This is a genomic window from Clostridium sp. AM34-11AC, from assembly GCF_003435375.1.
Lineage (GTDB): Bacteria > Bacillota > Clostridia > Lachnospirales > Lachnospiraceae > Pilosibacter > Pilosibacter fragilis.
In genome coordinates, this window is sequence record NZ_QWGL01000007.1 from 1 (window position 1) to 12485 (window position 12485).

The 12485-nt window shown below is 47.5% G+C and carries 8 protein-coding genes; 1 reads left to right on the forward strand and 7 read right to left on the reverse strand.

Annotated elements, in window-relative coordinates:
* The first annotated feature begins 154 nt into the window (after window positions 1-154).
* On the forward strand, window positions 155-991 hold the full coding sequence (locus DW826_RS06345) for a radical SAM protein (RefSeq protein WP_117552323.1): 837 nt from the start codon (window positions 155-157) through the stop codon (window positions 989-991).
* A gap of 178 nt (window positions 992-1169) precedes the next feature.
* Here the strand turns inward: DW826_RS06345 and DW826_RS06350 are convergent, their stop codons facing one another.
* The 7 genes from DW826_RS06350 to DW826_RS06380 form a co-directional block, all read right to left on the reverse strand.
* Complete coding sequence (locus DW826_RS06350; protein WP_242992148.1) at window positions 1170-1586, reverse strand: hypothetical protein; 417 nt, start codon at window positions 1584-1586, stop codon at window positions 1170-1172.
* Window positions 1587-1958: 372 nt separating this feature from the next.
* A complete protein-coding gene (locus DW826_RS06355) occupies window positions 1959-2783 on the reverse strand; it encodes an Abi family protein (RefSeq protein ID WP_117552325.1) in 825 nt (274 codons plus the stop codon).
* A 32-nt stretch (window positions 2784-2815) separates the two neighbouring features.
* Window positions 2816-6421: a transcription-repair coupling factor gene (gene mfd, locus DW826_RS06360; protein ID WP_117552326.1), complete on the reverse strand. Its 3606-nt coding sequence runs from the start codon at window positions 6419-6421 to the stop codon at window positions 2816-2818.
* 132 nt (window positions 6422-6553) lie between these two features.
* On the reverse strand, window positions 6554-7129 hold the full coding sequence (pth, locus tag DW826_RS06365) for an aminoacyl-tRNA hydrolase (protein WP_117515102.1): 576 nt from the start codon (window positions 7127-7129) through the stop codon (window positions 6554-6556).
* 563 nt (window positions 7130-7692) lie between these two features.
* Entirely contained in the window at window positions 7693-8598 is a 906-nt protein-coding gene (locus DW826_RS06370) for a phosphatidylglycerol lysyltransferase domain-containing protein (protein WP_117552327.1), read from the reverse strand.
* Window positions 8595-11576 (reverse strand): MFS transporter, encoded by a 2982-nt coding sequence (locus tag DW826_RS06375; protein WP_181968005.1) that lies wholly within the window; start codon window positions 11574-11576, stop codon window positions 8595-8597. Before DW826_RS06375 ends, DW826_RS06370 begins: the two co-directional genes overlap by 4 nt.
* Before the next feature lie 2 nt (window positions 11577-11578).
* Complete coding sequence (locus tag DW826_RS06380; RefSeq protein ID WP_117552329.1) at window positions 11579-12484, reverse strand: phosphatidylglycerol lysyltransferase domain-containing protein; 906 nt, start codon at window positions 12482-12484, stop codon at window positions 11579-11581.
* Window position 12485 lies beyond the last annotated feature (1 nt).

The window sequence follows — 12485 nt, forward strand, 5'->3', positions numbered from 1 at the left end:
TTTAAACGTTTTATTTGAAATAGCACAATAGGTTAAATTATGAAGTTTTTTTCTGGCTTGGCATTGAGATTTTAGTGTTTGCGCTTTTGCACCCACTACTCATTTTACCTTTATTTTTATCCCCGGCAGATTCCGGGAGAAGGGAAACTTTTATATGGAAACAACAGGCTACATTCACTCCATCGACAGTTTTGGTTCCGTAGACGGACCCGGAGTCCGCTTTGTGACTTTTCTTCAGGGCTGCCATATGCGGTGCCGGTATTGTCATAATCCGGATACATGGAAATTAGCGAACGCTGCTGCCGTTTCTGAGCAACAGATCTCCGAAAACGCAGCTCATGCGAATACTGTCCAAAATACAGCTTCTGACAGCGCAGCGCCTTCTTCCGTCTGTAATTATAAAGAAATGACCCCCTCTGCCCTGATCAGACAGTCGCTCCGCTACAAGCGCTACTGGGGCAAAGAGGGCGGCATCACGGTCAGTGGAGGCGAACCGCTCTTACAGATCGATTTCATGAATGAGCTTTTCCGCCTTGCAAAAGAAAACGGCGTCGGCACAGTGCTTGACACCGCAGGACAGCCGTTTACAAGAGAAGATCCATTTTTCTCAAAGCTCACCGATCTCATGGAAAATACCGATCTTGTCATGCTGGACTTAAAACACATCGATCCGGAAAAGCACCGCGCTCTCACCGGCCATACCAACGAAAATATTCTGGCCTTCGCCAGATACCTGAATGAGATCGGCAAACCCATGTGGATCCGCCATGTCCTCGTTCCAGGCGTGACCGATGACAATGAGAATCTTCACGGAATCCGTGCGTTTTTAGATACGCTGTCCAATGTAAAAAAAGTGGAAGTTCTTCCGTACCATACACTCGGCATCTACAAATGGGAGTCCCTTGGAATCCCCTACACCTTAAAAGATGTGGATCCGCCGACTGCAGACACGGTGAAGCGGGCAGAAGAAATTCTGGGGTGTTCGAAATAAGTTTTCTGCATACAGACTCTCTGATCTATACCTGCACTTTTCTCTAAAACTTCAGAAATCACAATTTGTTTCTCAAATCACTGTGATTTTCATATTCCTTTTTCTCGCTGTTCATATAAGTAAAACACGTACTGTCTAAAATTGAGCTCTATCCAACTCCAGTCAGTACGTGTTTCTCTTATTTTTTCTGATTATAAATTTTCTTCAAATCCTCAATCGCGAGAACCGGATCCATCGTATGAAACATCATATAATTTCGTTTCATAACTTCGACCGGTGCTTGTTTGTATATCTTTTTGCTATCCTCACCGCTGTAGTAATGCCAATAACGATAAATGTAGCCAATCCAATACAGGACATCTTTTGAAAATACTTCTCCGCCAACCGACACTTTATTGCCAGCATTATCCACAACTTCCTCCAAGAGATATTCTTCCCCTGCCCATTGCATACGATTATATTTTGAGTCAAGCGCTCTTGACACATCTGAATTCATAAACACACGAATGAATTTTATACTATCATACTTCTGATTCGCTGATAGCTCAAATAATCTCCCCTGTATATCACATAATTTTAACGCTATTTCATCCAAATTTGTACCTCTTTTTACCGCAAAACACATTTTCTAAAAAGAAAAGCGGAGCAAACATCGTATCCACAATGCCGCTCCGCAAAAGTTAAACTTTTTCCATGTATCTATATTTTATGCTGTCTTGAACCAATTGTCAACCACTAATTTGAGAAAATTAAATGTACTACTAATCATTGAATTTGATAGATAATACTCCTGATGTTTATTAACTCGTCCCATTAATTTCTGAAGCTCGTCCTCTGCTACTTTCCGTATTCCATCACTCTCAACCATTGTTTTATGTAGATAGAACGTAACTATTCAGTACCTTCATAGTTACGTGCAAAAATCCATTCCAGATCAGCTTCGCTGATGGGATTTTTGCCTTCCAGCCTATGTTTTCTTACGGTCAGCGCAGCAAGTGCGCAGACCTATTGAACAGTTACGATAGAACAATATTACTATTTGCTGAATCCTTGCATTACTCATGCGATTTTTACGAAAATTCATATTCATGCCTTGAATGGTCATAAGTTTGGCGGTAATCGATGCATTGGTTACATTCGTCGAAGTTCTAGCTTTTAAATCATTAAGAATACAGTTATTGTGTGCAGATGCATTTCTAATCTTTTTACATGTTAACAAATTATAGTAATTATCCATCATGTCCCTATCCGCAAATCTTTTTGCACAAAACCCATAGAAATCAACAAATCTTCCCAACGTTATGATTTCTACAAACGCCCATACAGGATAAGCATCATCATACTTTTCAATAATACCACTACAATAAATGCTCCTTCTGCATCTCTCGATTTCACCGTCATATATCTTTTTCTGTCTTTCCGTCAAAGAATTAATATACTCCTGTACGATTTGATAGCCATCCTCATCATACTCATCCAGTTTTCTCAAAAGCTGGAGTTTTGCATGATGCTCGATATCAAGTGCCCTATGAACGATTTGATATCGAAGCCTCATGTCTATAATTGCCATATCTACCAGATACGCAAATTCAAGATTTATATATTTTCCTTTATTCTTCCCATCTGGATGTTTGTTATAGTTTTTTCTGTACGCTGTGAGCTTAAAATAATTATTATTTTGTTCTAAATATTTCTTAGCATCACTCTCATCCATAATGTTAAACAGAATACCTTTATCCTTCAAGTGTTCAATTTGCTCATCCAAAGATAACTTAGGTTTCTTTATCGTCATTCTTTAGTCTTCATCCCCCATTTTTCATATGCTCATTTCTTGCTCTCAGCCAGTTCCCCAAGCTTCCCCAGCAATTCCTTCGCCTTCTCCATCATCGGCTCGCAATCCTTATGCTTCTTTCCTTTATCCTGATAGAACAGCACCGGCTTCTCTCCCTGGGCAAAGCGTAACGCAGTCTTATACTCGGCAATAAGCGCCGGGATCCCGGTGACATCGAGCTTTGCCTTTGGGTAGAGTTCGATGCGGATCTCCTGGGTGTTGATGTCCACCTCGGTCACATACGCCCGGTGCGCCATCGCCTTTAACTCCGCAACCCGGAGCAGATTGTCCACAGATTTCGGAATATCGCCGAAGCGGTCGATCAGCTCATCCTGCATATCCATATACTCGTCGTCCGTCTCGATGGCGGAAATTCTCTTGTATACATCAAGTTTCAGATACTCATTCTTGATATATCCGTCCGGAATAAATGCGTCGATATCGCAATCCACCACGGTCTCAAAGGTCTCTTCCTCTTCCTGTCCGCCCTTTAAGGCAATAACAGCCTCGTTGAGCATCTTGCAGTAAAGGTCATATCCGACTGCCTCCATGTGTCCATGCTGTTCCGCTCCGAGGATATTTCCCGCGCCGCGAATCTCAAGGTCACGCATCGCGATCTTGATCCCGGAACCCAGCTCTGTGAATTCCCGGATCGCCTGAAGACGTTTTTCCGCGTCCTCCTTTAACATCTTATCCCGTTTATACATCAGGAACGCATAGGAGGTCCGGTTGGACCGTCCGATCCGCCCCCGGATCTGGTAGAGCTGGGAAAGCCCCAGACGATCCGCGTCCTGAATGATCATCGTGTTGGCATTCGGGATATCCAGCCCCGTCTCGATGATCGTTGTAGACACGAGCACATCAATATCTCCGTTGATGAAATCCAGCATGATCTTCTCCAGCTGATGCTCATTCATCTGACCATGGGCAAAGGCCACATTTGCGTCGGGCACGAGAGACGCCACATGGTTTGCCACCTCGTCGATGTTGTTGACACGGTTGTATACATAGTACACCTGCCCGCCGCGCCCTAATTCTCTGTGGATCGCCTCACGGATCATCTCGTCGTTGTACTCCATGACATAGGTCTGGATCGGAACACGGTCCACCGGCGGTTCCTCTAGAACACTCATGTCACGGATCCCGATAAGGCTCATATGCAGAGTCCGCGGGATCGGCGTCGCTGTCAGGGTCAGAACGTCCACGTTCTGCTTCATCTGCTTGATCTTCTCTTTGTGGGTCACACCGAACCGCTGCTCCTCATCGACGATCAGAAGTCCAAGGTTCTTAAACTGTACATCCTTTGACAGGACTCTGTGTGTGCCGACAATAATATCCACATACCCCTTTTTCAGTCCTTCTACTGTCTTCTTCATCTCTCCCGGTGTCCGGAAGCGCGACATCATGTCCACCCGCACCGGAAAATCCTTCATTCTCTGGACAAAGGTATTGTAGATCTGCTGCGCGAGGATCGTTGTCGGAACCAGATAGACCACCTGCTTTTCTTCCTGTACGGCTTTAAAGGCTGCCCGGAGCGCGATCTCCGTCTTTCCGTAGCCCACATCTCCACAGATCAGGCGGTCCATGATCTTCTTGCTCTCCATGTCCCGCTTCGTATCATCGATGGCGGTAAGCTGGTCGTCCGTCTCATCATAGGGGAACATCTCCTCGAATTCCTTCTGCCACACCGTATCCGGTCCGTACTGAAATCCCTCCGCGTCCTGACGCGCCGCATAGAGCTCCACAAGCTCCTTTGCGATCTCCCGGACTGCCGTGCGGACCTTTGTCTTCGTCTTCGTCCACTCAGTCCCGCCAAGCTTATTTAACTTCGGGACCTTTGCGTCAGCCCCGGCATACTTCTGGATTCCCTCCAGACGGGTCGCCGGAAGATAGAGGTTTCCGCCGTCACCGTACTCGACCTTGATATAGTCCTTGATGACATGATCCTGCTCGATCTTCTCGATTCCCTTGTAGATGCCGAGACCATGGCTCTCATGCACCACGTAGTCGCCGACAGAAAGTTCGGAGAAGCTGCTGATCTTCTTTCCCTCGTAATTGTACTTTTTCCGCTTCTTCTTCCGTTTTTCCACGCCAAACATATCGCCCTCGGTGATGACGACAAATTTGATCAGCGGGTATTCAAAGCCCTTATGGAGCTTTCCGTAAGTGACCAGGATCTCCCCCGGAGCCACCGGGCGCCCCGCATCCTCCGGGCAGAAGGCACGGAGATCATACTCTCTTAAATCCCCCGCAAGGCGACTCGCCCTGGTTCTTGACGCGGAAAGGAGAACAACGCGGTAACCGTCCTTTTTCCATTTTGTGAGATCCTTGATCAGGATCTCGAAGCTGTTCTGATAGGAGTTTAAGTTCTTTCCGGTCAGGCTGTATTTCGCCTTTACAGTCATTCCCGGAAGACGCTGGTCGAGACCTGTCATGAAGATCGAGTGAGGCGTATGGCACTCCGCCAGCACTGTCTTTGAAGCGAATAAGAGGTCCGCCTGCCCCGGCAGAATATAGCCCTGCTCCAGACGGTGGGACATGCTCTCGCGGAACTCCGTCTCAACGGTCTCGGCTTTTTCCTTCATGCGCTGGGGCTCGTCTAAAATCAACGCGAGACCAGATGCCGGTTTCTTTTCGGCTGTTTTTCCGGCTGCCCCAGAAGACACCAAAGTGACCTTAGCGCCCACTTCTTTCATATAGTCAAGAAATGAAACCGTATCCTGACAGAAATACCGAATATACGCGTCCAGCGTCTGGACATCAAAGCCCTCCTTTAAGGATTCCACAAGCTCCCCGACAGCCCGCCGGATCCGCTGGGCCTCCTCCGGCTTTTTCTGGTCCCGGAACGCTTTTTCCTGCTTTTTCTCGTCGGCTTCCAGACGCAAAATTCCCTCTTCGATATGTTCCTTCGTGAGGATCAGCTCCGCCGCCGGATAGATCGTAACTTCGTCCATCTGCTGGATCGACCGCTGGCTCTCGGCATCAAAGGAACGGATGGAATCCACCTCGTCGCCCCAGAGCTCGATCCGGACCGGAACCTCCTCCGTCAGTGGGAACACATCTAAAATTCCTCCACGGACAGAAAACTGTCCCATGCCATCCACCTGTCCCATGCGCTCATAGCCCATGCCGGTGAGAAGATGCTTGATCTCCTCCATATCAAGCGTCTGCCCCACCATGATATTCAGGCAGCTTTCTTTGATCATGGAAAGCGGCAGAAGATGGTCCATCAGACCATCCACCGTTGTCACAACAACTCCGCCTTCATCTTCCAACAAATGCTTAAAAACCTGCATTCTCTGTCTTGTCAGAAGATTTCCGTGGATATCCGAGCTGTAAAACAGAAGATCCCTTGCCGGATACAGCCAGGTATTCGGCTCAAAATAGCTGAAATCATCGAAGATCTCCTTCGCGCGGGTATCGTCATAGGTCACAACGAGCCGCCACGGATTGTCCTTTGAGAGTTCATGCATCACATGGACTTTCTGGGAATCCGTCACGCCGCTGATCTGGACTGGGCCTTTCCCCTGGTCCAGATCCTGCTTCATATCAGTATACTCCGCCAGATCTACGAGCGGATTTGCAAAAACTTCAGCCATGGTTCCTCCTGTTTTTTGTTAGCTCTGAATATTTCGAATTGCAGATTTTTTTGAAATAATTTTAATTATCAAGTAAATATCTTGCAGTGTCATACTCAACAATGATCCATGCAGGATTTTACCTGTAGAATACTATTTCTCTTCCTTTTTGCGGTTATGGTCATTCATCGCCTGCGCGATCCCCACGTTCACGATCTCGCACACCGCGTCCGCCGCTTCCTTCACCGCGTCATCCATCGTCGCCTGTTCTTCCTTTGAGAAATGCCCCAGCACATAATCAGCAAGATCCATCCGGGACGGCTTCTCGCCGACTCCGACCTTCACCCGCGGAAATTCCTGTGTTCCAAGATGCGCAATAATACTCTTGATTCCGTTATGTCCGCCCGCGCTTCCCTTGGCGCGGATTCTTAACTGTCCCGGTGCAAGGCTGATATCGTCGTACACGATCAGGATATCCTCCGGATCTACCTTATAATAATCTGCCGCTGCGCGGATGCTCTCCCCGCTGGAATTCATATATGTCTGCGGCTTCATGAGAATGACCTTCTCCCCGCCGATAACGCCTTTCCCACAGAGCGCCTTGTGCTTCTTCTCTGAGATATCCGCCCCGATCTTCTCCGCCAGAGCGTCCATCACCATAAAGCCCGCATTATGTCTTGTATTTTCATATTCCTTTCCCGGGTTTCCGAGACCTGCAATTATTAACATTTTTATCTCCCTTTCGAATTTCCGCTGGCCGCCATGTATTCCTTTCCGCGGTCAATGCGGAATCTGATTTTTTAAACCGCAACGCATTTAAGGGGCCTTTTTCCAAAGTCCCCTGATTTCTACATTTTATCAGTTTTGAACGTCCGATGCAAGGGGCAGTTATGACAAGAATCTGCCGCCAGCAGCTCCGTCATGACACCCATTCAGTCCATGATCACAGCCGTTAGCGGCAGATTCTTTTATATCCTATACTCGTTTTTCATACTCCGGCAGATACCCCCTGATGTACCGTCCGAAACGTGCGGAATTTGCGCTTTTGCGCTCCTTCCTTATGTATTCCGCGTCATGGAATGCATCTACCAATACCTTACTATATTTTAACCGTTAATTCAATACTTTTTTGCTGAATACATATCCAGAGTTTATTTGTTACTGTACACGGGTAGGAATTTTCTGAACTGAAAGTTCCGTACAATACAGTGGTGGTAGTGGATTTTGCCGATTCGGAATGCGAAGCATCGGCAAAATCAGTTACTGTTTGCGCAAAGCGTGAACAGTAACGTTTATTCTTTCTCCAGGATCGTATATTTCCGCTCCATCCGGACCGGGTGCATACTCTCCTTGGTCCGTCTCAGATTCTCTAGTCCCATATCGTCTTCCCGGTTCACAAAGCCGGTCTTCGGATAGGAATGAAGCAGAAACTCTTTCTCCAGATAGTTATATAATCCGCGGAGCTCCGTGTTTGCTTTTTCCACATGGGTCACCGTCATGTCCATCTTCCGGCATTCCGTTCCCATAGAAAAGGCTTCCAGAATCCCGCCTACCCGGACACCTGCGATCGTGATATCTGCCTCCCTGCAGAGCCGGATCGCTTCCCGGATTCCGGTCTCCTCACTCTCCAGACGATTTAACGCATCATCACTCTCCTTTTTCGATGACCAGCGGTCGAGGAACTCCAGAATCTCGGGTTCGTCTTCCGGGCCCAGAAGAACAAACTCCGTCTTCTCCCCGTAATCCCGCAGAAATCTTGAGATCCTGTTTTTCATTTTCGAATATTTCCGCCCGGGAAGCAGACGCATCTCATCCCCGGAATAAATATAGTCAAAACTGTCCCTGTCCTCCACGACCTCATAGCGGGATGGATCGGGATCGATTGCCGCAAGTGCTTCCTCATCCACCAGATACATATGCATCTTAACGCCGATTTCTGTAAAATGATCCTGAAGCCGGCGAAAATTCTCCCGCATATACTCGATTTTACAGACTGGAAGCATCGTCGCCTGATCATCATAGTCGATCTTCTGAAGCCAGAGGATACCCCGCTCATCCGCAAAATATTTTGTCTCATAATATGGACGCCACAGCAGATGATATGCCAGATGTGACTCTGCACAGCCGGTAGGTCTCAGGGAAAAGTATGATTTTAATTCGATCAGCCTCTCCCCTGTAAGTGTTTCAAATTTTATCATGATCCGGAAACCTCCCCAGAGCCAACCTTTTCACCAAAGATAACGAAGATCACTGCCGCCGCAAGGATCACGGCTCCGGCGATCGTAAGTCCCCATGTGACTCCATTTACATAAATAATACCAAAGATGAACGATCCGAATACCTGAGACATATTCTCGAACAGGCTGTAGACACCCATTGCCTTATCATATCCATAACGCTGTACTTCCTTCATATCCGTATAGTAAGTGGACTGCGCCGGAAGTCCATAGCTGTCCGAAACTCCCAGAAGGATCAGCAGAACGATCAATGTCGGAATTCCCGGCCATACCGCATAGAGCAGGAAGGCACCGGCATATAAGACTGCCGCAAGGGCCAGAGATCCTTTCTGACCGATTCTGTGTGTCAACTGCTTCGTCAGGAAATTGCCGAGGCAGATAATACAGATTCCATTGATCAGGTAAGAGTATCCGATATTCGTCTCTGACATGCCAAGTTCCTCTCCAAGGAGCGGATAGAGATACGCTAGGAAATATCCACCCGCAACGACCGGGATCACGATTCCGATAAAGTAGAGAAGTACATGAGGTGACAAAAGGAACTTAGCTGTGGACATACTTCCCTGAAGGTTTTCCGCTGATGCTGCCGTTTCCGTCTCCAGAATACCGGAGATTTTCTTCTCCCCGCTGCCATCAAAAATATACAGCGCACTGAATAAAAGGGACAGAATGCTCATGATTCCAACGATCATGAGAGCAGACCGGTAATTCATCCAGTTGATCAGAAACGCGCCGAATACAACGCCGCAGTTCACTCCACTCAAGGATGCCGCCGTATATCCGGTAAATCCCTCGCTCTTTTCCTCCGGATCTTTCTCCGCGATCATGACCTGAATGATCAGAAGAAGGAATCCCCATCCTGCTCCCATCACACCATTTCCGATAATAAATGAGGTGATCGTCGGAACCACCGCACGCATGCAGAGTCCGGCAACAAATAGAATACTTCCAAACAGAGCCGTTTTTCTTCTTCCGATGCTGCGAAGGACCGCGGAACCTCCGAAGGATGTCAATGCACCAAACAATACCTCAGCCGACAATGCGATCGAGACAAGAAACGCCGGCGACAATCCGAATACAGACTCCGTCTCCGCCTGTTTCATAATATAGATCGGCAGGAATGCCTTCGGAATATTGGTGACGAAAAAGATCAGAAATACCTGAATCCGCAGCATGGAGGCTGGAATACAGGTCTTATCGCCGCCTGCCGCCAGAGCCGCTCTCCTCTTTTCCTGCCCCTGTCCAAAGATCAGAAGTTCCGACACAATGAGGATCATGGTAACCGCCAGAACCGCCGCACTCGTCATGACCTCCCGGACCATTTTCCAGTTGTCCTGCTGGAAGTTATACAGATCTGTTCCGACTTCCATGATTCCCACAGCCTCACCGTTAGAGTTCAGGATCGGGGAATTTGTAAATATGAAACTTCCTTCGCTGCTGGAAAGTCCCATATATGTCATCTGTTCGTTCGTCTCAAGAATATGCTGCTCGTCCGATCCCTCAAACGGCCAGTCATACGGGTAAATTGCTCCGACGTAATCCTCAATGGAGTATGTGGATGTGATCATTCCATCCTGGATCCGGTAGATCACGCAGTAGAGATCATTGATCTGCATGTTCCCGGAGGCAAAGATCGACCGTGCGATGGAACGGATCGTCTGATAGTCCTCGCCCTCATAATCCTGAATCGAATGGATCCTTTCAAGTTTATCTCCCGGGATCAGCTGGGCAGCAAGACCGGAAACACTGGTCGTTCTTCCTGTAATTTCCTCCGTCATACGGGCCGTCCAGTCTTTCAGAACGATCATGGTAAAGAGTGCTGTGAGGATTGCTGTTCCCGCCAGCATTCCCGCCACAATATGTATAAACTGGTCTTTACTCCTGAATACACGGTAAATGCCATAGATGAACAGGACCGCACAGCCCAGAACGCAGATCGCAGCGCCAGCCCATACAGCGCAGACCTGCATCTTTAAAGCTCCTGTCAGTGGGAACTCCGTCAGATATTCTGCTTCTGCTCCCAGATCTCCGACAATCACACCGTACGTATCCGTGGTTGCCAGACGATCTCCCATATCAAAATTATAATAGATCGGACTTTCTCTTAGTTCATCCTCACTCAGTTCCTGTGGAGCTGCACTTCCTGTTGTATTCATGACAAGAACCGCATCCGTCTCATTCTCCACCCGGTAAATTCCTCTGGTACCGATGTCCGCGAAATATAATTTTCCATCCAGGGAGTAATCTATATACCATGGAATCTGGAGATTACTATCGTCCGCTGAATAAACTTTCCGGAATGAGCCGTTCTCCTGTTCCTCATAGATTTCTCCTGATTTTGTCAGATACGCACAAAAACCGGTTGCCGGGTTGATGGCAAAGTCCACAAGATACTGTTCTGCCTCTTCATATGGAAAATGGCGCAGCTCACCGTCCTGACTCATAATGGAAAATCCATCTCCGGTAAACTGGAACCAGACGATTTTTCCATCCAGTCCATCGATCCTGTTGATCATATTCTTGTAGACGCGCTCGTTTTCGTCGTACCGGATATCAGACACGACCTGAACCATCTTCCCGTTTCTGTCGTACTTTAAGATCCGTTCCTGCTCCATCTTCCGGCTTCCGGTACGCCGGACATCCAGAAGATAGATGCTGCCATCCTCTCCAGAATACATCTGCTTCGCATCATAAAATCCATTCTGGCTTCTCGTTCCATTTAAAACAAACTCGATCTGCCGGTCCTGATTGATCCGGTAGATCCTGTTTCCTGACTTGTCCGCCACCAAAAGGGATTGATCTTCACAAGCGATCACACGGTATACAGTATCCGCCATCACTGGGTGAAACGGATTGATCTCCAGCAGTTTCCGATTCCACCACACTACAGTCATCAGAACCAGCAGGAGAAGGATTCCGGCTTTCCATCTTTTTTTCATATTCATCCCATCCTTTCCACCGACACCTGATATCTCGTTTTCAGATAATATGGTGCCAGTCTCCTCTTGTAGTTTCTGAGTCCTTCCACTCCCATATCCTCAGTATAATTGATATACCTCACATGTTCCGGAAGCTCTTTCAGCAATTCTGTCTGCAGGTACTCATCTAACCCCCGGTAACCCCGGCAGTTCTTTTTAAACAGGAATACAAAGGTATCCCCCTGTATGATCCCCGCCGCGTAACCGATGTCCTCTCCGTTCGAGCTCACAATGATCCCATGCGTACCTTTCGGATCTGATGCCTCCAGAAAATTTGCTATCGTATCTTTCAGGCATCCATTTGTACAGGATGGACACTGATGATAACGGCAGAATGCCCGGTTCACGATATCCCTGCAGGACGAAACATCCAGGATCTCTGTATGCCGGACAGATGGCTGATAATTTCTGATAAAATATCGTTTATTGTAGCGCTCTCCCGGCTTTTCAAAGGCCTGTTCCAGTTCCTCCCGCCGATAGATATAATCGCTGTAGGCTTCATTCGATGAAATCCTGACCCGGTATCCGGAAAGTCCGCGATACCAGAATATCTCTTCCTCCCTGACATCCCGAAACAGGAGTTCCTCTCCGTTTTTCCGGTTCTCCCCATACAGCTTGTCTATCAGTCTCTGAAACGATTCTCCACTATACATTCCCAGAGGCATATAGAGATAGGATTTCTTCTCTATCCGGTCATAGATTCTGATACAGAGATAATCCTCTTCGATTCGGTATTCCGCTGCACAGACATCCTGCCACGCCAGAATACTTTCCACGGATATCGTGGACGGAAAAATCCCGCCCATTCTTCTGGCCCGTTTTTCATATTCTTTTTTTACGGAATTTGTAAACACACAATATCCCGACATT